Consider the following 21684-nt stretch of genomic DNA (forward strand, 5'->3'; position numbering starts at 1 on the left):
GGACGGGACGGTGGGCCCGCTCGGCTTCGCCAAGCTCATCGTCGCGGCGGGGGCGTTCGATCGCTGCGTGGTGCGGCACCTCCATGCGCAGGTGCTGGGACGCGACATCGACCCGGCGCGGGAGGCGGGCTACCTGGACGCGCAGGTGGCGCGCTTCATCGCGCAAGGCCGCAAGGTCCGCCCGTTCGTCAAATCCCTCACGCAGTCCAACCTCTTCCAGCGGGGGCGCTGACATGAACCGCTTCGCACTCCTCCTGCTCGTGCTTCCCGTGGCGCTCGCGTGCGGCAGGGACGGCACCGCGTCCAATCCCACCACCCAGGCCCAGAACGCCTGCGGCACCCCAGCCAGCTCCGAAACCGTGCGCATCATGCAGGGCCTCAAGCCGCACTGTGAGGGCTGCCACGCGCAGGGCGCGCGCGGGTACTTCGCTTCCACGGACGCGTTCCAGAGCCTCCTGGTCTCCGATGCCCGGCTGGTGAAGGCGGGCAGCCCGGATGACAGCGAGCTGATCCGCCTGCTGGAAGGCCGGGGCAATGCCGCCTTCAAGCAGATGCCCATCGGGGAGAAGTCCTACGCCCAGCTCGTCTCGGAAGGCACGGCGACGCTGACCGTGGCGGAGGTCCGCGCGTGGGTGCAGGGGCTCGCCGCGCAGCAGCGCGATGAGCGCCCCGACCCCGATGCGTCGCGCATCACCCGCATGAACGCGACCCAGGTGCAGCGGGCGCTGTACCAGCAGCTGGGACTCGGCCACGACGACTTCTTCAGCTCCGCGACGGAGTTCGGCATCCCGATGGCGGAGCAGCGCAGTGACGACCTCTACCCGCTGCAGCCGCCGGACGCCGTGCCGGCCCCGCGGCAGCAGCCCCCCGCCGAGCGCTTCTATGGGCTGGGCGGAGGCTCGGTGATGAACCAGACCTCGTCGGACCGGAGCGCCTCCCCCACGTTCGCGCTCACGCTGACGCAGGTGTCCCAGCGGTGGTGCCGTCTGGCGCTGGCCAAGACGGGCAACGTGGCGCTCTTCCCGGCGGGCACGCAGCGCACCGCGGACCCCGTGGAGGTGAAGGCCACGCTGCGCCGCTGGTCCCTGCACTTCCTGGGCGAGCGCTTCTCCGACGCGCAGGTGGACGCGCTCTACGCGGATGTCTTCGTGCCGCTCTCGACACCGACGGACACCGAGCCCGCCTGGGTGGGCGTGTGCTCGTACTTCATCCGTCACCCGCACTGGATCTTCTACTGAAGGGGCACCCCATGAAGCTCTCTCGCCGCAAGCTGTTCGAGCTGGCCCTCGGGGCCACGCAACTGGGACTCATGGCGCGCTTCGGGCTGTCCACGGCCTCGGCCGCGCCCGCTTCGGGACGCCCCACCAAGCTCCTAGGCATCTGGCTGGACGGAGGTCTGCACTGGGAGAGCTTCTTCTCCCCGCTGTCCCGCGCCGGCATCAACAAGTTCATTCCCCCCGCGCAGGGCGGCGTCATTCCCGTGGGCTACCTGCCGGAGCAGGTGGAGAACTTCGACCGCTCGCCGGTGGACCTGGATGCGCCCGGGCCGGTGCGCAGGCTGCGCGGGCCCATCTACTGGAACTGGGCGAACCCCGCCGACGCGCGGGGCACGAACCCTGTCGTGAACAACCAGCAGATCTACCGGCCGTGGGGCTATGCGTGGGCGGACCCCACGTACAAGCTCTATGAGAAGGCCGCGCTGCTCGTGGGCGCGGATCAGAACACGGCCGCGCACACGAGCGGCATCGTCGCCAGCATGTGCGGCGTGGCGGGCGCGAGCTTCCGAGCCCCGGCGGTGCAAGCCGTCATCGCGAACGCCATGGCTCAGCGCTTCCCGGACCGACCCATCCCCAACGTCAGCCTGGGCGGTCAACTTCCGAGCGCGTTGGGACTGCCCGCGCTGGCGAACCCGACGGTGCTGCGCTCCGCGGCGTCGGTGGAGCCGACGCTGTCCGACAAGCGCGACAGCGCCTGGAAGGGGCTCCGCGCCCGCAGCGATATGCCGGATGTGGCCTTCGACGGTTCGGCGCTTCCGGGGACGGTGCCTGTCACGGCGGTGGATGCGGCGCTCATGAAGGCGCTGCGCGCGGAGCGGGGCGTGTCCACGAGCGGCACGGACGCGATGCTCGAGGAGCTCTATGACACCTACAAGGGCGCGAGCCGGACGATCCGCCGCGACATCCTCTCCGTGCTGGGCAACACCCTGGCGTGGGAGAAGCTCAATGCGGACCCGAGCTACCCGGTGGATTGGACGGCGTGCATCGGCTACGCGGATGCCTGCGGCACGGGTCCGTCGATGGGATCCTATGACTTCGCCTTGCGGCTGCTGAAGTCCGACCTGGTCACGTCGGTGAACCTGCGGGCCACGAGCTTCAGCAACAACTCCTTCGACACCCACAGTGCGAACGGCGTGCAGATGCACACCAACCACCTGCGCATCGCGCTGGAGATGGTGGGTCGGCTGTGCATCGAGATGAGCCTCACCCCCAGCAGGTCCGACCCGTCCCGGTCGCTGCTGGATGAGACGCTCGTGTATGTCTACAGCGACTTCGGGCGGACGTTCCCGAAGCAGGGGAGCGATCACCATCCGGCGACCTGCGCGCTGCTCGTCGGCGGAGGCATCCAGGGCAACCAGATGCTCGGCGGCTACGACGAGACGATGAACGGCTCGCCGATGGGGGCACCGGTGGATCTGGTGGAGGAGGACGGGAGCCGCGGCTCCCGTGCGCCACGCTCGCAGGACATCGCGGCGACGGTGATGAACGCCTTCGGCCTGGAGCCAGGGAAGGACTTCTTCATCCCCGGCGGCTACGGCGTCTTCGACGGCGTCGTGAGGTCCTGAGCTACTTCAGCGTCGACGTGTCGATGACGAACCGGTACCGGACGTCGGAGGCGAGCACGCGCTCGTAGGCGTCGTTGATCTTGCTGGCGGGGATGACCTCGATGTCCGCGCCGATGTGGTGCTGGGCGCAGAAGTCCAACATCTCCTGCGTCTGGGGGATGCCGCCGATGAGCGACCCGGTGAACACGCGGCGGGGCATGAAGAGCGAGAACGCGTTGAGGGAGAGCGGCTCCGGAGGCGCGCCCACGCTGACCAGGGCGCCGTCCAGGGCCAGCAGGGACAGGTAGGCGTCCACGTCGATCTTCGCGCTCACCGTGTTCACGATGAGGTCGAACGTGCCCGCGAGCTTCTGGAACGTCTCCGGGTCCTTGGTGGCGTAGTAGTGGTGCGCGCCCAGCCGCAGGCCGTCTTCCTTCTTGCTCAGCGACTGCGACAGGACGGTCACCTCCGCGCCCATCGCGCGAGCGAGCTTCACGCCCATGTGCCCCAGGCCGCCCAGGCCCACGATGGCCACCTTCTTGCCCGGGCCCGCGCCCCAGCGGCGCAGCGGCGAGTACGTCGTGATGCCCGCGCACAGCAGCGGCGCGGCGGCGTCGAGCGGGATGCCCTCGGGAATCTTGAGGACGAAGTCCTCGGTCACGACGATGTGGGTGGAGTAGCCGCCCTGCGTGAGCTGGCCGTCCCGCCCGGTGGCGCCGTAGGTGCCGACCATGCCCTTGAGGCAGTGCTGCTCCTCTCCCTTGCGGCAGGACGAGCAGTCGCCGCACGAGTCCACCATGCAGCCCACGCCGACGCGGTCGCCGACGGCGTGCTTCTTCACCTCGGCGCCGACGCTGGCGACGATGCCGGCGATCTCATGGCCGGGGACCAGGGGGTAGGTCGCCGCGCCCCACTCGTCGCGGACGGTGTGGATGTCGGAGTGGCAGATGCCGCAGAACTTGATCTCGATGAGCACGTCGCGAGGGCCGAGCTCCCGGCGCTGGATGGCCAGGGGACCGAGCGGTGACTTCGCGGAGGTTGCGGCATAGGCGTGGGCGGTAGGCATGAGTCTTCTCTCCAGGAGCAATAGGGCCGGTGAGCCCCGTTCACGTGCGGAGAGAGATACGCGCCAGCCCCGTGCATGACTACGCGCGAGGAGCCAATAGGCTATTAACGCGTGCTTAACAGTGGCTTCGGATACGGTCCTCGCGAATGAATACGGCGCCCTTCACCCAGCTCCAGGTGTTCCTCGTCGTGGCGCGCCTGAGCAGCTTCAGCGGCGCGGCGCGCGAGCTGGGCGTCTCCACGGCGGCTGTGAGTCATTCGGTGCGGCAGCTGGAGGAGCAGCTGCGCGTGGTGCTGCTCACCCGCACGACTCGCAGCGTGGCGCTGACGGACGCGGGCCGGCGGCTCGTGGAGACCGCGGGACCCGCGATGGGGCAGGCGATCGCCGCGCTGGGGGAGGTGGCCGCGCGGCCGGGAGAGACGGTGGGCCGGGTCCGGCTGTCCGTGCCGCGGGCGGCGGTGCCCTACATCATCACCCCGGTGGTCCCCACCTTCCGCGCGCGTCACCCGCGCATCGAGGTGGAGGTCGTCATCGAGGAGCGCTTCGTGGACATCGTGGCGGAGGGCTACGACGCGGGTGTGCGGCTGAGCGAAGCTATCGAGCGCGACATGGTCCAGGTGCGCCTCACGGGAGAGTTCCGCTTCGTGGTGGTGGGCGCCCCCAGCTACCTCGAGCGCCACGGCACGCCCCAGCGCCCGGAGGATCTGCTGAAGCATGAGTGCATCACGTTCCGCATGCGCTCCACCGGGGCGCTCTACGCATGGGAGCTGGAGCGGGGCCGCAGGAACTGGCGCGTTCCGGTGCGAGGGGGCGTGGTCAGCAATGACAGTCACCTGACGTTGGACCTTGCGGAGCAGGGCCTGGGGCTGGCGTATGCCATGGAGCCCCTGGTGGCGGAGCGGCTCCGCACGCGACGGCTCGTGCGGGTGCTGGAGGCCTACGCGCCCACCGTGCCCGGCTTCTTCCTCTACTATCCCAGCCGTGCGCAGCGCTCCGCGCCGCTGCGACTCTTCGTCGAGGCGGCGCGCGAGCTGGCGCTCAAGGCCGTGTGAAAGCGAATCAGCGGCCAGTCAGCTTCTCCAGGGCCTCGGGATAGCGGGCTCCCTGCGCAGTGAGCTTCGCGGCGGCATCCGTGAGCTCGCGGACCTCGTCCGCCGTCAGCTCCACCCGGGCCGCGCCCAGGTTCTCCTCCAGCCGGTGCGGCTTCGTGGTTCCCGGGATGGGGACCATCCACGGCTTGCGCGCCAGGACCCAGGCGAGCGCGAGCTGCGCCGGCGTCACCTTCTTCCGGGCCGCGACGCTGCCCAGCAGATCGACGAAGACCTGGTTCGCCGTGCGTGCCTCCGGCGTGAAGCGCGGAAGGATGTTGCGGAAGTCGTTCTTGTCGAGCTGGGAGGTGTCGGGCAGCTTGCCCGTCAGGAAGCCCTTGCCCAGCGGGCTGAACGGAACGAACCCGATGCCCAGCTCTTCGAGGGTCGGGAGGATCTCCTTCTCCGGTTCACGCCACCACAGGGAGTATTCGCTCTGGAGGGCTGTCACGGGTTGGACCGCGTGCGCGCGGCGAATCGTCTTCGCGCCCGCTTCGGACAGGCCAAAGTGCCGGACCTTGCCTGCCTGGATGAGTTCCTTCACGGCGCCCGCGACGTCCTCGATGGGCACGTCCGGGTCCACGCGGTGCTGGTAGAACAGGTCGATGACGTCAGTCTTGAGCCGCTTGAGTGAGGCCTCGGCGACCTGCTTGATGTGCTCGGGCCGGCTGTCCAGGCCCTCCTGCTTGCCGTCGCTGCTCAGCTTGAAGCCGAACTTCGTGGCGATGACCACCTGAGCGCGAACCGGGGCGAGGGCCTCACCGACAAGCGCCTCGTTCGTCCAGGGGCCGTAGACCTCGGCGGTGTCGAAGAAGGTGACGCCCTGGTCCACGGCCGACCGGATGAGGGCAATCATCTCCGTCTTGTCCGCGGGAGGGCCGTAGCCATGGCTCATGCCCATGCAGCCGAGCCCGATGGCCGAGACCTCCAGGCTGCTGTTTCCGAGTCTGCGCTTCTGCATCGTGTTCTCTCCTTCGTGAAGTTCGTCGCACGAAGGAGATACGGCCCGGACCCGGATGGGACTAGACGCACTGGAGGCAACGGCCTGTTAAACCCACGTTGAAAGTGAAGGGTGGGCATGGGCATCGTGGATTGCCACGATTGACTCGCGTCAGACATGCACCGCTGGTGGGTGTAAGCGTTTGGTTGCCGACGGTCGTGGGCGTGGATGTCTGTTATGGGTGGCAGCCGTGGCGTCTGCTGACGGGCGTGCCTGCCTTTCGCGCGGGCACATCCCCCTCACACCAGGAGTGCTGATGAACGCGCTGAGGAAGTCCCTGATGGCCGTGTCCGCCGTCCTCGCCGTGGCCCCCGCCGCCGCGTTTGCCTATCCGCCGCAGTGCGATGAGGTCTGCCTGGTCCACTGCGCCGGACCCTGTTACGAGGGGACCTACCGCACCAGTTGTGAGGAGTCGGGCTGGTGCTTCGCGCCCGCGCCTTCCGAGGAGACCGCGTCCGTCTCCTCGGAGCAGAGCCAGCGGTCCGAGGACGCCGCGCCGGTCTGCGACTCCGCCCATCCGAACGTGGAGCAGACTCCGTCCGCGGAGAGCTGAGCAGTCCTGGGCATCCGCGGGGCCTGCCCTGTCCAGGCCTCGCGGTTCAGACGCTTCCGGAGCGGAGCGCCGCGGACAACGCGTCGAGCGCACGGTCCTGCAAGGCGGAGAGACGCACCCCGGGCCGAGCCTGACGTACCCGAGCGAGTGCCGCCTTCGCATCCGGAGCATCCCCCCGCGCCACGAGGAGCGCGGCGGCGATCATCCCGGTGCGCCCATGTCCCTGCGCGCAATGGACGTAGAGAGACCCGGGGAGGGCGGCCAGCTCGCGAAGAACCGGGACCACGTGCTCCACGGGCAACGTCGATGCGTCCAGGATGGGCAGGGACACGTACCGGCCAGCGGCGCGGATGGCTTCCGGTTCGATGAACTCGGAGGTCAGGTCCAGCACGGCCGTGACACCCGAGGGCAGCTCGCCGGCGAGCAATCGGCGTCCCACCAGGACCCCAGGCACCACTTCGTCAAAGGCTCGCTCCCGCGAGGAGCGCCGCGCCAGATGCCAGGTGCCCCACGTGAGCAGCAGATAGGGCAGGAGTGCGAACACGGCCCACGGCCGCATGCGTCCATCCGGCTGCTTCCCGAAGGCCCTCGCGCCTGGTCCGGCGTAGGCGAGCGCCACGACCGCGAAGCTCAGTGCGGGCCACATCAGCAGCCAGCCGAAGCCCTGGAGCCGCTGCGCCAGGAAGGTGAGGAGAGCCGCCGCGGTGGTGAAGACGAACGTGTATTTCATGCGCGGCGCAGCGTAGCGGAAACCCGGGTGGCCTCCATGCGGCGGAGGCCGACCCGGAAGTGGCGGCTACTGACTCACGACACAGCCCGGCTGCGCGATGGCACACCAGGAGGAGGCCTCGCTGACGCAGATGCTGTCCCAGGCCGTGGTGCAGCAGTACGGGTCGCGGTTGCACACCGAAAACGTGCAGGAGTTGCAGTCCTTGTTCATCGACGAGCCCGTCGTACAGACGTTGTGGGTGCACGCCGCGGCGGTACAGACGTTGCTGCTGGAGCAGGCCTGTCCGGCGCCGCAGGTACCGCAGGCGAGGGTGCCACCACAGCCGTCGGAGATGGTTCCGCAGGTCTTGCCCTGAGCCGCGCACGTCGTCGGGGTGCAGGCGGCGGTACAGACGTTGTTGCTGGAGCAGACCTGTCCGGCGCCACAGGTGCCGCAGGCGAGGGTGCCACCACAGCCGTCGGAGATGGTTCCGCAGGTCTTGCCCTGGGCCGCGCACGTCGTCGGGGTGCAGGTGGCGGAGGCGTCGAAGACCTCGATGCTCGCCACCGCCTGCATGTTGCCCTGGGCGTTGTAGGTCGTCCCTCCGAGGAACAGGACGCGGCCGTTCGGCAGCGCGACCGTGGGGTGGTCCACGCGGGACTGGGTCAGCATTCCCACCGTGCTCCAGGTGCTGGTCGTGGGGGAGAACAGCTCCACCTGCATCGTGTTGTAGGAGCCACCGGCCATCAGGATGGTGCCATCCGGCCGCGTCACTGACGGCGCGGAGAAGTGCTGGACGGCCGTGGCGCCAGTGTTCGTCCAGGTGTTGGCGGCCGGGTCATACAGCTCCGCCGCGGTGGCATAGCCCGTCAGCAGCACCTTGCCACTGGAGAGCAGCTGCAGGGTGTGGCCATTGCGGCCCGTGTTCATCGACGCGACGGTGGTCCACGTCCCCGTGGTGGGGCTCCAGATCTCCGCGTGGTTGCTGGAGGACGTCGTGCCATTGCTACCGCCCGCCACGAGCACGCGGCCGTCCGCGAGCCGCACCGCGGCCTGGCTCATCATCCCGGCGTTGAGCGAGCCCGTGGCCGCCCAGGTGTTCGTGGACGGCGTGTAGACATAGGTCGAGGTGACGATGCTCACGCCGCCCGCTACCAGCACGCGGCCGTCCGTGAGCAGCGTGGCGGTGTGGCCATAGCTGATGCGGGGCAGGGGAGCGGCGGCGCTCCAGGTGTTCGTGGTGGGGTCGTAGCGCTCGGCGGACGAGAGCACGCTCGAGTTGATGCCGCCCACGACCAGGACGCTGCCGTCCTGCAACCGCGTGGCGGTGTGAGCGCGGCGCGCGGTGAGCATCGACGGGCCGCTGACGGAAGTGGCCGTCGCCGGGTCATACAGCTCCGTGGAGGAGTACGAGCCAGAAGGCGTCCCTCCGCCCGCGACCAGCACCTTGCCGTTGGCGAGCAGCGTGGCGGTGTGCTGGTAGCGCGCGGACAGCATCGAACCACCGGACACGACGAGCGCGGACGACTGGGAGGACACGACGTCGTCCCCGGGTAGCTCACTCTCGGGACTGCACGCGAGACACAACAGCAGGGGGACGACGGCCAAGGACATCCAAGACGAGGTGCGCATGTGGGCTCCCGGGAAATGGGCCCGCGACCATGGCACGCGGTGTCTGGATTCCTTTCATGAAACATGAACACAAATCGGGTGTCTCAAGACACCCGGACTTGTCTCAGGAGACGGGAAAAGCCGGTCCTGAGCTGGAGTCAGTCCACGCAGACGAGGACGCCGTCTCCGCGTTTCGCGGCCGTGACGTAGAAGGCGCGGAAGCGGTCGAAGTGCTCGGTGAGCCACTGCCAGGCCTCGTCGATGGACTCCTCGTGCGGGCATTTGTAGACGCCCGCCTCGCTCATGCTTGCGAAGGTGAAGTGCAAACGAAGGGTGTCGAACCGCACGGCCTCCAGCATTCGGGCGATCCGCTCCACCGCCTCCGGCCGCGTGTAGCGCAGGGGCACGCCCTGACCCGCCACCACGTGCGGGGCGATCTTCGCCTCGCCATGGATTGCGATTCCGGCCAGGGAGTCGTCCTCGGCTCCCGGCTCGTTCCGGCGGCGGTCGGAGAGGACGAAGTGCAGATGATCCCACCTCCGGTCGAGCTCCACGTGTTGCATCACCAGGTCCGGGCGGGTGCGCAACAGCTCTTTCACGGCCCCCAGGAGCTGGAGTTCGCCGGGATCCGGGCCGCCCGGTGCCAGCCGCTCCTCTCGGGGATCCTGGAGCAACCGGGTGACGGAGCACAGCCATTCACCCACGCCGATGTTTTGCCGCGCCAGTTCCAGAAGCGGGGAACCGCTGGGAAGGGCCTGGTAGCTCGCATCGAGTCCCATGGGCCCCGTCCTAGCAGCTCCGACGCCAGCGCAGCAGCTAGCTCGCGCGGTTCACCTGTTCGGTGGTGACAGGCGGCACCGCTGCGAGCGCTGCCTCCGCGGCCCTCCGCGTATTGGCTTCCGTGGCGACCTGACACAGCGCCACCTGCGCTTGAAGCTGGAGCGCGAAGGCCCGGCCCCGGCCGAACATGACGCCGATCAACGCCGCAACCAGACCGCCGATCAGGACGAAGAGGCCTTGCGCGTTCATCGCCTTTGTCACCACCACACCCACGATGAAGGCCATGAAGCCCCACGCGAAGATGATGCCGGCGGCCCGGTCGTACAGCGCCTGGGCATGTTTCGTGATGATGCTGGGATCGTAATGCACTGCCATGGTGGCTCCGCGGTCGGGGGATGAAGGGCCCGTGGATCAGGCCCGCGCGGCTCCATCCCATTGCGCGAAGCGCCCGGGCATCCCCCATGAGAGGAATGCCCGGCGGCATCAGGCCCGTGCTACTTCGGCACCCAGACCGCGACCCAGTCGATCTGCACGTTGCCGGCGGCGCTGTTGCTCGGAGGCGTGCCGCTCAGGTCGGTCTCCGTCTGGATGACCCAGTTGCCCTTGCGGCGCGTTCGGGATGCCGCTCTGCGCGCCGTCCAACGAGTACATCGTCGCCGCCCCGCTGACCGTGACGCGCCCGACGTACTGCCCATCCGGAGCTCCGGTGCGCGCCTCCCGCGTCAGCGTTCCCTGCCAGCCGGACCAGCCGCGGGTGTTCGTCTCGAAGGACGTGTTGGTGATGACGGACGCCAGGTTCGACGTGGCCTGGACCGGAGCGTCGGCTTCAGGCTCCGGGTTGCATGCGGACGCCAGGGGGAGGGCCAGCAACAGCGCCAGGGCAGTGCGGAAGCGCGGCCTGCGAAGCACAGCGGACTCACTCATGACACTCTCTGTGAAAAACTAGAAATACCTGCATAATTGTAAATAGCAAATGCGGCGCATCGGACAAGCCCACCGTGTGCCTGCGTCTCCCACTCCTGTCGTGCATGGCCATTCTCGGCCCAGGAGGAGAGACGCCATGCCCACCGACACGAAGCAGCCTTCCGACTCCGGATTGGATCCCCACGCCCGTGCCTTCCTGGAGCAGCTGAAGAAGGCGGGCGGGCCCGCGCTCGAAACCCTGCCTCCCGCGGAGGCGCGCGCCGTGCTCCGGAGCGTGCAAGCAGGAAAGAGCGCGCGGAAGCCGGCCCGCATCGAGGACCGCTCCCTGCCGGTGGGCCCTGACGGCCAGGTCTCCGTCCGCATCGTGCGGCCCGCGGACGCGTCGGAGACGCTCCCGGTGGTGCTCTACCTCCACGGCGGTGGCTGGGTGCTGGGCGACAAGGACACGCACGACCGGTTGATCCGTGAGCTGGCCGTGGGCGCGCGGTGCGCGGTCGTGTTCGTCAACTACACGCCTGCTCCGGAAGGGCAGTACCCCACGCAGATCGAACAGGCCTACGCCGCGCTGCAATGGGTCGCGAAGAACGGCGGCGAAGCGGACCTGGATGGACAGCGGATCGCCGTGGTGGGAGACAGCGCTGGCGGGACCCTGGCGGCGGCGCTCACGCTGGTGGCGAAGGAACGCGGCGGTCCGCGCATCCTGCAGCAGGTGCTGTTCTATCCCGTCACGGATGCCCGCTTCGACACGGGGTCCTACGCGCGCTACGCGGACGGCTACTTCCTCACCCGCAGCGGCATGCAGTGGTTCTGGGACAACTACGTACCGGATTCCACCGTCCGCACGGAGCCCACCGTCAGCCCCCTGCGCGCGACCGACGCGCAGCTGCGAGGCCTGCCCCCGGCGCTGATCCTCAATGGAGAGTGCGACGTGCTCCGCGACGAAGGCCAGGCCTACGCGCGCAGGCTCGTGGACGCGGGCGTCCCCGCGCTGGCCCTCCAGTACGATGGGATGATCCACGACTTCGTGATGCTGGATCCGCTGGCGGACTCACTCGCCGCGCGCAACGCCATCGCCCAGGCCTGCGTGACGCTGTCGGAAGCCCTGGGCACGCGGAGGCAGGTGGACGCGACGCTCACATCCCAGCCCGCGCAGGTTCGCGAGCGGGAGAGCGCGCGTCACTGATCAATCCCCTGAGTCCAGCCACGCGGCCAACACATCCGCGTGGCACGGGCCCGGCTTGCACCAGCAGCCCAGCCGCTTGCCGCGCAACGTCCGCACGTCGCGCAGGAAGTCCGGGTCGTGCTTCGTGCGCAGCTCCAGGTACCAGCGGAAGGACTCGAACGCGTCCGGGCCGGGCGCCATGCGCCGCTGCGCCTCGTCGCGGATCCGCTCGGCTTCGTCCGCGGGCAGCTTCGCCAGCCACGGTTCGAAGTACGTGCGGATCATCGCCTTCCATGTCTTCACACCCCCGGGCTTGAACGGGTTGCCGAAGCGGCCCGGCACGGGGTTGAGCGGCCCGGGCTTCGCCCAGGCGCGGAAGGCACGGCCTACGTACACCTCGCAGGCGTCGTGGACGTGCACCGCGGTGGTTCGGGATTCGGACATGGCGGGTGCATCGTTAACAGATGCACCCGTCAGACGCCGTGCGTGAAGCCCGGCCCGTCAGCAGGCAGGGGTCACCAGGGGTCGATGCCCTGCTTCTCGTGCGGCGTCGGCGTGTACGTGGACTTGAACCCCGAGGCCGCGGCGTTGAGCCCGGAGCCGAGCGCCTCCACCGCGCCCTGCTTGAACTGGCCCTTGCTGAAGCTCACGAAGGCGTCGCGGCCGAAGTTCAGCGCCTCGCGCTGGTGCGCGTTGACCTCGCTGCGCGCGCCCGTCTCCACCTTCTTGACGTTGTCGATGACGCTGTTCTTGGAGCGGTCGGAGATGCCGAAATTGCCCTTGTCGAGGATCTGGTTCACGCCGCTGACCGCGTGGCTGTAGTCGCTCGTCTTGCCCTGCGTCGTCTGATCAATCTGCAGGCGGGAGGGGTTCTTGAACGTGTGGTTGCTGGTGACCTTGAACATGGTTTGCCTCGCTGGGGGCGGCGGCCCGTTGGCCCCTGCCCGCGGTAGGTGATGCGTTGAAATGATTGTCGGGGCATGTGGGCTGGAGTTTCCTGAAGACTTTCATTTGCACACGTATACGTCATTTGTCGTATGCCGGCCTTCGCCAGGGCCATCGCAGTGGCAAGGCCCGCCGGAAGACGGCAACGTACGCGCCCGTCTCCTCCCACCCTCGCGGACATGATCGCCAACCTCCACGACGCCGACATTCCGAAGCCCGTGCTCGAAGTCATCACCCGCCTGCGCGAGCTGGGCCACCCCACATACCTGGTGGGCGGCTGCGTGCGGGACATGGTCCGCAAGGTCCACCCGAAGGACTTCGACGTCGCCACCAGCGCGCTGCCGGAAGAGGTCCAGCGCGCCTTCCGCAAGGTCATCCCCACCGGCATCCAGCACGGCACCGTCACCGTCGTCACCGGCGGCAACCACGTGGAGGTGACGACGTTCCGTTCGGAAGGGGACTATCTGGATGGCCGGCGCCCCAGCTCCGTGTCCTTCGAGCGGGACATCGTGAAGGACCTGTCGCGGCGCGACTTCACCATCAACGCCATGGCGTACAACCCGCTGGACCGCGAGCTGGTGGATCCGTTCGGCGGCCAGGTGGACCTGCCCGCGAAGTTGATCCGCTGCGTGGGCTCCGCGCAGGAGCGCTTCTCCGAGGACGGACTGCGCCCCCTGCGCGCCGTGCGCTTCGCCGCCGTGCTGGGCTTCACGCTGGACCCCGACACCCGCGACGCCATCCCCGCGACCCTGGCCGTGTTCCGCAAGGTCGCGCTGGAGCGCGTGCGCGAGGAGCTGCTCAAGCTGCTCCTGTCCCCTCGCGCGGAGATGGGGCTGCACTTGCTGGCGGACACGGGGCTGATGGAGGTCTTCCTTCCGGAGGTGGCCCACGCGGACGAGGAGGCCGCCCGGCTCGCCCGCGCCGCCGTGCAGGCCGCGCCGCTGGACGCGGACCTGCGCGTGGCCACGCTGCTCGCGGACATCGACACCGCGACGCAGGCCCGTGAGCTGTGTCTGCGTTTGAAGTTCCCCAACAAGTCCGCGGACCTCATCGGCATGCTCGTCGAGCACGCGAAGCTGGAGACGCGCGTGGACGACGCGGACCCCGCGCTGCGCCGGCTGCTCGCCCGGGTGGGCCTGGTGAACCTGCCCGCGCTCCTCTCCGTGGCGAAGGCCCGCGTCCAGGTCCGGGCCCCGGAGCGCCTGCCCGCGGTGGAGGCGTTGGCCGGAAGGCTGGAGGCGCTGGCCGCCGCGAAGCCCCCCTTGTCCGCGAAGGAGCTGGCGCTCACCGGGGGCGACATCATGAAGACGCTGGGCATCGGCCCCTCGCCGAAGGTGGGCGAGGCGACCCGGTACCTTGTCGAATCCGTGCTCGATGACCCGTCGCTGAACACCGCGGACGCGCTCCGCTCCCTGCTCACGGCCTGGGCGGCGCGCGGTTCATGACACGGGGGCCTCTTCCCGGCCGGAGGGCAGGGGAGGGGGCCCGGAGCGCCTCCGGCCGTGCGTCGCGGCCTGGGGGCGTGTAGGAAGGAGCCCCATGCGAGTCGTCGTTGCAATGAGTGGCGGAGTGGATTCCTCGGCCGCCGCCGCCCTGCTCAAGGAGCAGGGCCACGAGGTCATCGGCATCACCCTGCGCGTCTGGTCCTACGAGGGCGCCGCGAAGTGTGGCAGCTGCTGCAGTCCGGACGACATCGACGATGCCCGCGCGGTGGCCCAGACGCTGGGCATCCCGTTCTACGTGGCCAACGCCGAGGAGATCTTCCAGGACCGGGTCGTCAACCCGTTCGTCCAGTCGTACCTGGGCGGCAAGACGCCCATCCCGTGCGTGAGCTGCAACCGCGACGTGAAGTTCAACTTCCTCCTCAAGCGCGCGCGCGCCCTGGGCGCCCGGCTCGCCACGGGCCACTACGCCCAGGTGGAGGAGGTGGACGGCCGCTTCCACCTGCGCCGCGCCGTGGACGCCGCCAAGGACCAGAGCTACTTCCTCTTCACCCTGGGCCAGGAGGAGCTGAAGGACGTCCTCTTCCCCGTGGGCCACCTCACCAAGCCGGAGGTGCGCGCCGTCGCCGAGCGCCACAACCTGCCCACCACCCACAAGCCGGAGAGCATGGAGATCTGCTTCGTGCCGGACGGCGACTACGCCGGGTTCGTGGAGAAGGTCGCCGGCCCCCAGCCGTCCGGTGAGGTCGTGGATCCGGAGGGCAAGGTGCTGGGCACGCACAACGGCATCCACCGCTTCACGGTGGGGCAGCGCAAGGGCCTCAACCTGGGCGGCGGCGAAGTGCGCTACGTGCAGCGCCTGGAGCCGGAGACGAACCGCGTCGTCGTGGGCCCCGCGGAGGGCACCGGCCGCGCGCAGTTTGGCCTGCTCCAGCCGCACTGGGTGGACGGTCCGCCTCCGCCCGAACAGGCCGTGGAGGTCCGGATCCGTCACCGCCACGCGGGCGCACCGGGACGGATCCACATCTCGCAGCACGGGCTGGTGTCCGTGAAGCTCGACGAGCCCGCGCGCGCCGTCACGCCGGGGCAGGCCGCGGTGGTCTACGACCGGGATCGCGTGCTCGGCGGCGGGTGGATCGTCTGAGCCGACCTGACGCGTCCTCCGTCATCCACTGATGCAGCCGGGGCCGGACTTCCGGCCTCGCGCGCGCCGCGTGTTCCACTGCCTCCGCGAATTTGACCCGCCTGGGGGTGGGGCGTAGCTTGCGCGCACGCTGTCGCTACAGGCCGTTACACGGGCCGTGAGCGCGCGATCGAGGTCTGCCCCGCCATGCGTGACGCCCATCGGATGAAGGAGAAGTTCGACGTCTCGCTGGACAACCGGCAGATCGTCAGCCTGTTGATCGCCGGCATCGTCGTGATGGGCGCCGTGTTCGTGCTGGGCGTGGTGGTGGGCAAGAAGCTCTCCAGCGACGCGCAGACGGCCGAGGCCCCGGACCTGCTCTCCGCGCTGGACGCCAACGCGCAGGTCCTCAACGACGCGCGCCAGGATCCGCCGCTCACCTTCCCGGACGAGCTCACCCGCAAGACGGGCTCGGAGCCCCTGCCGCCGATGCCCAAGCCCGCCGCGAAGCCGGAGGCCCCCAAGGTCGCCGCCGCCGCGAAGCCCGAGGTGAAGCCGGAGCCCAAGCCCGCGGCGAAGCCCGCCGCCCTGGCCCCCACGCCGGACCCCGACACGGGCGAGCTGCCCGCGATGGACGCCGCCGAGGAGGACGCCATCGCCAACGGCAAGCCGCTCGCGAAGCCGGAGCCGAAGCCGGAGCCCAAGGTCGAAGAGCCCGCCAAGGTCGCCGCCGCGAAGCCGGAGCCCAAGGTGGTGGAGCCGGTGAAGGGAAAGGTGGAGGAGACGCCGGTCGCCACCCGCACCGCCGCGCGTGACGGAGGCATGAAGGAGGCCATCGCCCGGGCCCAGGCGCTCCCCGCGGAGCCGCCGCGTCCGTCCGAGGCCGTGAAGGGTGGGGCGTTCACGCTCCAGCTCTCCGCCTTCCAGAGCCGCCAGGACGCCGACCGTTTCGCCGCGCGGTTGCGCGACAAGGGCTATGCCCCCTATATCCTGACGGCGGAGGTGCCCGGAAAGGGCACCTGGTACCGCGTCCGGATGGGCAGCTTCGCCAGCAAGGAAGCCGCGGGTCGGTACCTGACGGACTTCAAGCGCGAGACCCAGCTCGACGCGTACGTGGCCGGCACGAACTAGCGCTGCTGGGCAAGGAAGAGACGAAGCAAATGACGACGACGAAGCGGGTGGAGAAGCCCTGGGGCCACGAGCTCATCTGGGCCCACACGGAGCGCTACGTGGGCAAGCTCCTGCACGTGAAGGCCGGCCACAAGCTGAGCCTCCAGTTCCACAACGTGAAGGACGAGACCATCCACGTCCAGAGCGGCAAGCTCCTCTTCGTCGTGGACGAGGGCCAGGGCCTCATCGAGAAGGAGATGAACCCCGGTGAGAGCTACCACATCAAGCCGCTGACCAAGCACCGCATGGTCGCCATCACCGACTGCGACATCCTCGAGGTCAGCACCCCCGAGCTGAATGACGTGGTGCGCCTGGAGGACTCCTACGGGCGCACGGGCACCAGCGCCCCGTAGTCCCCGCCGTGAAGCCCGCTGGCGCGCCTTCACGGTGCGCCGGCCGGGCCTCCGACGTCACTCCTTGGACTTCGCCGCCGCGTTCGGATTGCGGGTCCACTGGTCCACGGTGCCGTCGCCGTCCAGGTCCTCGCCAATGCGATCCACCTGGCCGTTCTCCCAGTACTCCCAGTAGTCCACCCGGCCATCGTGGTTCGCGTCGCGCTCCTTCCGCACGAGCGTGTCGTTCTCGTAGTACAGCCACGAGTCCGGCCGGCCGTCGCCGTCCAGGTCGCGCTCGCCCTTCGTGCGCTTGCCCTCGGCGTAGTGGTACGTGGCGTCCACCTTGCCGTCGTAGTCCAGGTCCATCACCTCACGGACCTTCGCGCCCTGCGGATCCAGGTACTGGGTGACGTCCACGCGGCCGTCCCAGTTCAGGTCCAGCTCCTTGCGCACCAGCACGTCCTTGAGCCGGTACTCCCAGACGTCCGTGCGGCCGTCGCCGTTGGCGTCCAGCTCCGTGACGGTCTCCCCCGGGTCCTGTTTCCCTCGGACGCCCTCCGCCTCCGGGCGCTTACGCGCTGCGTCAGGAGTCTCCGCGGCCTTCTGGGAGGCGCAGCCGGAGAGCGCACCCACTGCCAGGAAGCCCAGGAAAATCAAACGGTTGCTAGAAGCCAAGATGCCTCCCGAGCAGGTGGGGCGCCATGTTCGCGCCGCTTCACTTCCGTGCTTTCGCAGGCCACGTCATTCCATATATTTTCACGTATCGCCATGGCCCGAAAGAAAGTCAGCACCACCATCTACATCACTCCGGAGCAGAACGAACTGCTCAAGGCGCTGAACCAGAAGTCGAAGGTGCCCGTGGCCGAGTACATCCGGCAGGGCATCGACCTGGTGCTGGAGAAGTACAAAGCGCAGCTGCCGGGCCAGGCAACCTTCGACGAACTCTCCTGACGAACGAGGCGTGACGTGACGAGCATGCGTGGCAAGCGGGCGGTGGTGTTGGGTGGGGCCGGATTCGTGGGCTCGCATCTGTGTGAGCGGCTGCTGGACGACGGCGCGGAGTCCGTCCTCGCGGTGGACAACCTCATCACGGGCAATGAGGCGAACGTCCGCACGCTCAAGCCGCGCGCGGGCTTCCAGTTCGTGAACCAGGACATCACCGAGGGCCTGGAGGTGGACGGGCCGGTGGACTTCGTCCTCAACCTGGCCTCGCCCGCTTCGCCCATCGACTACGCGAACCTCCCCATCGAAACCCTGCGCGTGGGCTCCATCGGCACGGAGAACGCGCTGAAGCTGGCGGAGAAGAAGAAGGCCGTGTTCCTCATGGCCTCCACGTCGGAAGTGTACGGCGACCCGCTGGTGCACCCCCAGAAGGAGGATTACTGGGGCAACGTGAATCCCATTGGCCCGCGCTCGGTGTACGACGAGGCCAAGCGCTACTCGGAGGCCATCAGCGCCGCGTACGAGCGCAGCCGCGGCGTGAACGTCCGCATCGTGCGCATCTTCAACACCTACGGCCCGCGCATGCGCCTCAACGACGGCCGCGTGGTGCCCGCCTTCGTGGGCCAGGCGCTCAAGGGCGAGGACTTCAGCGTCTTCGGGGACGGCAGCCAGACGCGCTCGTTCTGCTACGTGAAGGACCTGGTGGACGGCCTGGTGCGGCTGGTGCTGTCGGACGTCCGGGGCCCGGTGAACATCGGCAACCCGCGCGAGATGACCATCAAGCAGTTCGCGGAGGCCGTGCGCGAAGCGGCCGGTGGGGGTAGGCAGATCGTCTACCACCCGCTGCCCAAGGATGATCCGAAGCAGCGTCAGCCGGACATCACCCGCGCGCGAACGCTGCTGGGGTGGGAGCCCAAGGTGAAGTTGGAAGATGGTCTGCGGGACACCATCGCCTACTTCCGTGAGGTTGCCGCTCGCCCCTCTGGGACTTAGGTTGGCCGCGCGCGAGTGAACGCGAGGTAGTCGGCCCGGCCCTCGTGGCGGCCGGGCCTGGGGAGAACGGCGTGAAAGTCCTGGTAACGGGCGGCGCGGGCTTCATCGGCTCGCACGTGTGCGATGAGTTCCTGCGCAATGGCCACGAGGTCATCGCGCTGGACAACCTGTCGAGCGGCAAGAAGGAGAACCTGGATCCGCGCGTACGGCTGGCCGTGCACGACATCCGGAGCCCGGAAGCCGCGGAGCTCATCCGCACGGAGAAGCCCCAGGTGCTCTGTCACCTGGCCGCCCAGATGGACGTGCGCCGCAGCGTGGAGGACCCCGGCTTCGACGCGGACGTGAACATCCGCGGCATGACGAACCTGCTGGAGGCCGCGCGCCAGTCCGGCGTGAAGAAGGTCATCTTCAGCTCCACCGGCGGCGCCATCTACGGCGAGCAGGATTACTTCCCCGCCCGGGAAGACCACCCCCAGCGGCCGGTGTCGCCCTACGGCGTCTCCAAGGCGGCGGGCGAGCTGTACCTGGGTTACTACCGCGCGCAGTACGGCCTGCCGTACGTCGCCCTGCGGTACGCCAACGTGTACGGCCCCCGGCAGAACCCGCACGGCGAGGCCGGCGTGGTGGCCATCTTCAGCCAGCGCGTCATCGCGGGGCAGGGCTGCACCATCTACGGCGAGGGCAAGCAGACGCGTGACTTCGTCTTCGGCCCGGACGTGGCCCGCGCCAACTACCTGGCCTTCCAGAGCGACTACGTGGGCGCCGCGAACATCGGCACCGGCGTGGAGACGGACATCAACCGGCTCTACGAGCTCATCGCGGAGGCCGGCGGCAGCTCGCTGAAGGCCGCGCACGCGCCGGGCAAGCCGGGCGAGCAGCTGCGCTCCTGCATCGACGCGGCGCACGCGAAGAAGGTGCTGGGCTGGGAGCCGTCCGTGCAGCTGGCGGAGGGCCTGCGCCACACGCTCCAGTTCTTCCGCGACCAGGCCGCGGGTCCCGTCCGCGTCCGGGGCTGAGTCCGGGCCGTCGTCGCGCCGCTCAAGTCCCCCCGGCCTGGATGCCGGGGGGAATGCGGGGCGTCAGGCGGGTGGAGTGCCCGGCGGGCAGGTGTGCGCCGGTCGTGGATTTTCAGGCGGTTCGGTGTTACCTACGCCCGCTTCGCGACCGACGAGCGCCCTGACCATGCCGGCTGAAAACGCGCACATCCGCAACTTCTGCATCATCGCCCACATCGACCATGGAAAGTCGACGCTGGCCGACCGCCTCCTGGAGAAGACAGGCACGCTGACCAAGCGTGAGGCGCAGGCCCAGTTCCTCGACAACATGGACATCGAGCGAGAGCGGGGCATCACCATCAAGGCCCAGTCCGTGCGGATGACGTACACCGCCAAGGACGGCCAGAACTACGTCCTCAACCTCATCGACACGCCGGGACACGTGGACTTCGCCTACGAGGTGAGCCGCAGCCTCGCCGCGTGCGAGGGCGCGCTGCTCGTCGTGGACGCGACGCAGGGCGTGGAGGCGCAGACGCTCGCCAACGTCTACATGGCGTTGGAACACGAGCTGGAGATCATCCCGGTCATCAACAAGATCGACCTGCCCTCCGCGGACGTGGAGCGCACGCGCGGGGAGATTGAAGACGTCATCGGCATCGACGCGTCCGTCGCGGTGCCGGCCTCCGCGAAGGAGGGCATCGGCATCCACGACATCCTGGAGTCGGTGGTCAAGCGCGTGCCGCCGCCCACGGGTTCGCCGTCCGCGCCGCTCAAGGCGCTCATCTTCGACTCCTGGTACGACAACTACCGGGGCGTGGTGACGCTGGTGCGCGTGCTGGAAGGCACGCTGAAGCTGAAGCAGAAGATCAAGATGTTCAGCAACAACAAGGTCTTCGAGGTGCAGGAGCTGGGCGTGTTCAGCCCGTTCTCGCGCCCGGTGACGCAGCTCATGGCGGGCGAGGTGGGTGTCCTCGTCGCGAACGTGAAGGAGCTGCAGGACGCGAAGGTCGGCGACACCGTGACGGAGGAGGCGCGGCCCACCGAGCAGCCCTTCCCGGGCTTCAAGGAAGTCAAGCCGATGGTGTTCTCCGGCATCTTCCCGGTGGACTCGTCCGACTACGAGAACCTGCGCGACGCGCTGGCGAAGCTCACGCTCAACGACTCCGCCTTCACCTACGAGCCGGAGTCGTCCACGGCGCTGGGGTTCGGCTTCCGCTGCGGCTACCTGGGCCTGCTCCACATGGAGATCGTCCAGGAGCGCCTGGAGCGCGAGTACAACCTCAACCTGATCACGACGGCCCCGTCGGTGGTCTACCGCATCACCACCACCAAGGATGAAGTGCTCCTGGTGGACAACCCGGCGAAGCTGCCGCCGACGCAGAACATCACCAAGTTCGAGGAGCCCATCCTCACCTGTCACATCCACGTGCCCAACGAGCACCTGGGCGCCATCCTGAAGCTGTGCCAGGACCGGCGTGGCGTGCAGAAGGACATGAAGTACCTGGGCTCCAGCGGCACCCGCGTGCAGGTGACGTACGAGATGCCCATGGCGGAAGTCGTCTTCGACTTCTTCGACCGCCTGAAGAGCGTGTCGCGCGGCTACGCGAGCCTGGACTATGAGCTGTCCTCCTACGCGGAGGCGGACCTCGCGAAGCTGGACATCCTCATCAACGGGGAGCCGGTGGATGCGCTCTCCGTCATCGTGCACCGCGAGCGCGCGTACCTGCGTGGCCGCGAGGTCTGCGAGAAGCTCAAGGAAGTGATTCCCAAGCAGATGTACGAGGTGGCCATCCAGGCCGCCATCGGCGCGAAGATCATCTCCCGCGAGACGATCTCCGCCATGCGCAAGAACGTCCTTGCCAAGTGCTACGGCGGCGACATCAGCCGCAAGCGCAAGCTCCTGGAGAAGCAGAAGGAGGGCAAGAAGCGCATGAAGCAGGTGGGCACGGTGGAGATTCCGCAGGAAGCCTTCCTCGCGGTCCTCAAGACGGAGCAGTAAGCCCTATGAGCACGGCCAGTCCTTCC

23 protein-coding genes and 1 pseudogene are annotated in these 21684 nt (G+C 68.7%); 14 read left to right on the forward strand and 10 right to left on the reverse strand.

The features are described 5' to 3' along the window. From D7V77_RS12595 to D7V77_RS12605, 3 genes and pseudogenes are all read left to right on the forward strand, one after another. Positions 1 to 232, forward strand: a pseudogene (locus D7V77_RS12595) (hypothetical protein); the annotation flags it as partial. A 1-nt stretch (position 233) separates the two neighbouring features. Further along, positions 234 to 1238, forward strand: a complete 1005-nt coding sequence (locus tag D7V77_RS12600) for a hypothetical protein (RefSeq protein ID WP_120576523.1) — start codon at positions 234 to 236, stop codon at positions 1236 to 1238. An 11-nt stretch (positions 1239 to 1249) separates the two neighbouring features. Further along, on the forward strand, positions 1250 to 2842 hold the full coding sequence (locus D7V77_RS12605; protein ID WP_120576524.1) for a DUF1501 domain-containing protein: 1593 nt from the start codon (positions 1250 to 1252) through the stop codon (positions 2840 to 2842). A gap of 1 nt (position 2843) precedes the next feature. Here the strand turns inward: D7V77_RS12605 and D7V77_RS12610 are convergent, their stop codons facing one another. Beyond that, positions 2844 to 3887 (reverse strand): NAD(P)-dependent alcohol dehydrogenase, encoded by a 1044-nt coding sequence (locus tag D7V77_RS12610; RefSeq protein WP_120576525.1) that lies wholly within the window; start codon positions 3885 to 3887, stop codon positions 2844 to 2846. A gap of 146 nt (positions 3888 to 4033) precedes the next feature. Here D7V77_RS12610 and D7V77_RS12615 point away from each other — a divergent pair, with 146 nt between their 5' ends. Next, positions 4034 to 4939 (forward strand): LysR family transcriptional regulator, encoded by a 906-nt coding sequence (locus D7V77_RS12615; RefSeq protein WP_120576526.1) that lies wholly within the window; start codon positions 4034 to 4036, stop codon positions 4937 to 4939. 7 nt (positions 4940 to 4946) lie between these two features. Here D7V77_RS12615 and D7V77_RS12620 read toward each other — a convergent pair whose 3' ends face one another. After that, positions 4947 to 5936 carry an aldo/keto reductase gene (locus D7V77_RS12620; protein ID WP_120576527.1) on the reverse strand — a complete coding sequence of 330 codons (990 nt, stop codon included), beginning with the start codon at positions 5934 to 5936 and terminating at the stop codon, positions 4947 to 4949. A gap of 295 nt (positions 5937 to 6231) precedes the next feature. Here D7V77_RS12620 and D7V77_RS12625 point away from each other — a divergent pair, with 295 nt between their 5' ends. Then, a complete protein-coding gene (locus tag D7V77_RS12625; RefSeq protein ID WP_120576528.1) occupies positions 6232 to 6528 on the forward strand; it encodes a hypothetical protein in 297 nt (98 codons plus the stop codon). A 46-nt stretch (positions 6529 to 6574) separates the two neighbouring features. Here the strand turns inward: D7V77_RS12625 and D7V77_RS12630 are convergent, their stop codons facing one another. The 5 genes from D7V77_RS12630 to D7V77_RS43260 form a co-directional block, all read right to left on the reverse strand. After that, positions 6575 to 7258, reverse strand: coding sequence for a tyrosine-protein phosphatase (locus D7V77_RS12630; protein WP_120576529.1), 684 nt, complete (start codon positions 7256 to 7258; stop codon positions 6575 to 6577). Positions 7259 to 7324: 66 nt separating this feature from the next. Then, positions 7325 to 8869 (reverse strand): kelch repeat-containing protein, encoded by a 1545-nt coding sequence (locus D7V77_RS12635; protein WP_120576530.1) that lies wholly within the window; start codon positions 8867 to 8869, stop codon positions 7325 to 7327. Positions 8870 to 9006: 137 nt separating this feature from the next. Next, positions 9007 to 9627, reverse strand: coding sequence for a DUF1877 family protein (locus D7V77_RS12640; RefSeq protein ID WP_120576531.1), 621 nt, complete (start codon positions 9625 to 9627; stop codon positions 9007 to 9009). 37 nt (positions 9628 to 9664) lie between these two features. Then, entirely contained in the window at positions 9665 to 10003 is a 339-nt protein-coding gene (locus D7V77_RS12645) for a hypothetical protein (protein WP_120576532.1), read from the reverse strand. A 108-nt stretch (positions 10004 to 10111) separates the two neighbouring features. After that, positions 10112 to 10552: a hypothetical protein gene (locus tag D7V77_RS43260; RefSeq protein WP_126932988.1), complete on the reverse strand. Its 441-nt coding sequence runs from the start codon at positions 10550 to 10552 to the stop codon at positions 10112 to 10114. A gap of 136 nt (positions 10553 to 10688) precedes the next feature. Between D7V77_RS43260 and D7V77_RS12655 the strand changes: the two genes are divergently transcribed. Then, positions 10689 to 11735 (forward strand): alpha/beta hydrolase, encoded by a 1047-nt coding sequence (locus tag D7V77_RS12655; protein WP_120576534.1) that lies wholly within the window; start codon positions 10689 to 10691, stop codon positions 11733 to 11735. On the opposite strand, the gene D7V77_RS12660 is transcribed toward D7V77_RS12655, so the two are convergent. Together D7V77_RS12660 and D7V77_RS12665 are read right to left on the reverse strand one after the other, a co-directional pair. Next, positions 11736 to 12158, reverse strand: coding sequence for a DUF4326 domain-containing protein (locus tag D7V77_RS12660; protein ID WP_120576535.1), 423 nt, complete (start codon positions 12156 to 12158; stop codon positions 11736 to 11738). A 71-nt stretch (positions 12159 to 12229) separates the two neighbouring features. Then, entirely contained in the window at positions 12230 to 12619 is a 390-nt protein-coding gene (locus tag D7V77_RS12665; RefSeq protein WP_120576536.1) for a hypothetical protein, read from the reverse strand. Between the two features lie 219 nt (positions 12620 to 12838). On the opposite strand from D7V77_RS12665, the gene D7V77_RS12670 reads away from it, so the two are divergent. From D7V77_RS12670 to D7V77_RS12685, 4 genes are all read left to right on the forward strand, one after another. Beyond that, positions 12839 to 14104 (forward strand): CCA tRNA nucleotidyltransferase, encoded by a 1266-nt coding sequence (locus D7V77_RS12670; protein WP_120576537.1) that lies wholly within the window; start codon positions 12839 to 12841, stop codon positions 14102 to 14104. Positions 14105 to 14198: 94 nt separating this feature from the next. Continuing rightward, positions 14199 to 15245, forward strand: a complete 1047-nt coding sequence (gene mnmA, locus D7V77_RS12675) for a tRNA 2-thiouridine(34) synthase MnmA (RefSeq protein WP_120566164.1) — start codon at positions 14199 to 14201, stop codon at positions 15243 to 15245. A gap of 186 nt (positions 15246 to 15431) precedes the next feature. Continuing rightward, complete coding sequence (locus D7V77_RS12680; protein WP_120576538.1) at positions 15432 to 16355, forward strand: SPOR domain-containing protein; 924 nt, start codon at positions 15432 to 15434, stop codon at positions 16353 to 16355. Positions 16356 to 16360: 5 nt separating this feature from the next. Continuing rightward, a complete protein-coding gene (locus tag D7V77_RS12685) occupies positions 16361 to 16747 on the forward strand; it encodes a cupin domain-containing protein (RefSeq protein ID WP_223738386.1) in 387 nt (128 codons plus the stop codon). A gap of 57 nt (positions 16748 to 16804) precedes the next feature. Here D7V77_RS12685 and D7V77_RS12690 read toward each other — a convergent pair whose 3' ends face one another. Beyond that, positions 16805 to 17404 (reverse strand): hypothetical protein, encoded by a 600-nt coding sequence (locus D7V77_RS12690; protein WP_120576539.1) that lies wholly within the window; start codon positions 17402 to 17404, stop codon positions 16805 to 16807. A gap of 93 nt (positions 17405 to 17497) precedes the next feature. On the opposite strand from D7V77_RS12690, the gene D7V77_RS12695 reads away from it, so the two are divergent. The 4 genes from D7V77_RS12695 to lepA all read left to right on the forward strand — a co-directional run bounded on the left by D7V77_RS12695 (position 17498) and on the right by lepA (position 21658). Then, positions 17498 to 17680, forward strand: coding sequence for a ribbon-helix-helix domain-containing protein (locus D7V77_RS12695; protein ID WP_120576540.1), 183 nt, complete (start codon positions 17498 to 17500; stop codon positions 17678 to 17680). A 24-nt stretch (positions 17681 to 17704) separates the two neighbouring features. Further along, on the forward strand, positions 17705 to 18664 hold the full coding sequence (locus D7V77_RS12700; protein WP_014397341.1) for a UDP-glucuronic acid decarboxylase family protein: 960 nt from the start codon (positions 17705 to 17707) through the stop codon (positions 18662 to 18664). Positions 18665 to 18735: 71 nt separating this feature from the next. Further along, complete coding sequence (locus D7V77_RS12705) at positions 18736 to 19680, forward strand: NAD-dependent epimerase/dehydratase family protein (RefSeq protein ID WP_120576541.1); 945 nt, start codon at positions 18736 to 18738, stop codon at positions 19678 to 19680. Positions 19681 to 19846: 166 nt separating this feature from the next. Further along, on the forward strand, positions 19847 to 21658 hold the full coding sequence (gene lepA / locus D7V77_RS12710) for a translation elongation factor 4 (protein WP_120576542.1): 1812 nt from the start codon (positions 19847 to 19849) through the stop codon (positions 21656 to 21658). Positions 21659 to 21684: the final 26 nt, after the last annotated feature.

Source organism: Corallococcus sp. CA041A (genome assembly GCF_003612075.1).
In the GTDB taxonomy this organism is placed as follows: domain Bacteria; phylum Myxococcota; class Myxococcia; order Myxococcales; family Myxococcaceae; genus Corallococcus; species Corallococcus exiguus.

Excerpts from the sequence above, each read along its gene's own strand:
- D7V77_RS12610 (WP_120576525.1), bottom strand. The coding sequence starts at position 3,887 with ATGCCTACCGCCCACGCCTATGCCGCAACCTCCGCGAAGTCACCGCTC.
- D7V77_RS12600 (WP_120576523.1), top strand. The coding sequence starts at position 234 with ATGAACCGCTTCGCACTCCTCCTGCTCGTGCTTCCCGTGGCGCTCGCG.
- D7V77_RS12655 (WP_120576534.1), top strand. The coding sequence starts at position 10,689 with ATGCCCACCGACACGAAGCAGCCTTCCGACTCCGGATTGGATCCCCAC.
- D7V77_RS12680 (WP_120576538.1), top strand. The coding sequence starts at position 15,432 with ATGCGTGACGCCCATCGGATGAAGGAGAAGTTCGACGTCTCGCTGGAC.
- D7V77_RS12695 (WP_120576540.1), top strand. The coding sequence starts at position 17,498 with ATGGCCCGAAAGAAAGTCAGCACCACCATCTACATCACTCCGGAGCAG.
- D7V77_RS12640 (WP_120576531.1), bottom strand. The coding sequence starts at position 9,627 with ATGGGACTCGATGCGAGCTACCAGGCCCTTCCCAGCGGTTCCCCGCTT.
- D7V77_RS12665 (WP_120576536.1), bottom strand. The coding sequence starts at position 12,619 with ATGTTCAAGGTCACCAGCAACCACACGTTCAAGAACCCCTCCCGCCTG.
- D7V77_RS43260 (WP_126932988.1), bottom strand. The coding sequence starts at position 10,552 with ATGAGTGAGTCCGCTGTGCTTCGCAGGCCGCGCTTCCGCACTGCCCTG.
- D7V77_RS12635 (WP_120576530.1), bottom strand. The coding sequence starts at position 8,869 with ATGCGCACCTCGTCTTGGATGTCCTTGGCCGTCGTCCCCCTGCTGTTG.
- D7V77_RS12625 (WP_120576528.1), top strand. The coding sequence starts at position 6,232 with ATGAACGCGCTGAGGAAGTCCCTGATGGCCGTGTCCGCCGTCCTCGCC.
- D7V77_RS12645 (WP_120576532.1), bottom strand. The coding sequence starts at position 10,003 with ATGGCAGTGCATTACGATCCCAGCATCATCACGAAACATGCCCAGGCG.
- D7V77_RS12660 (WP_120576535.1), bottom strand. The coding sequence starts at position 12,158 with ATGTCCGAATCCCGAACCACCGCGGTGCACGTCCACGACGCCTGCGAG.
- lepA (WP_120576542.1), top strand. The coding sequence starts at position 19,847 with ATGCCGGCTGAAAACGCGCACATCCGCAACTTCTGCATCATCGCCCAC.
- D7V77_RS12670 (WP_120576537.1), top strand. The coding sequence starts at position 12,839 with ATGATCGCCAACCTCCACGACGCCGACATTCCGAAGCCCGTGCTCGAA.
- D7V77_RS12620 (WP_120576527.1), bottom strand. The coding sequence starts at position 5,936 with ATGCAGAAGCGCAGACTCGGAAACAGCAGCCTGGAGGTCTCGGCCATC.
- D7V77_RS12605 (WP_120576524.1), top strand. The coding sequence starts at position 1,250 with ATGAAGCTCTCTCGCCGCAAGCTGTTCGAGCTGGCCCTCGGGGCCACG.
- mnmA (WP_120566164.1), top strand. The coding sequence starts at position 14,199 with ATGCGAGTCGTCGTTGCAATGAGTGGCGGAGTGGATTCCTCGGCCGCC.
- D7V77_RS12700 (WP_014397341.1), top strand. The coding sequence starts at position 17,705 with ATGCGTGGCAAGCGGGCGGTGGTGTTGGGTGGGGCCGGATTCGTGGGC.
- D7V77_RS12615 (WP_120576526.1), top strand. The coding sequence starts at position 4,034 with ATGAATACGGCGCCCTTCACCCAGCTCCAGGTGTTCCTCGTCGTGGCG.
- D7V77_RS12630 (WP_120576529.1), bottom strand. The coding sequence starts at position 7,258 with ATGAAATACACGTTCGTCTTCACCACCGCGGCGGCTCTCCTCACCTTC.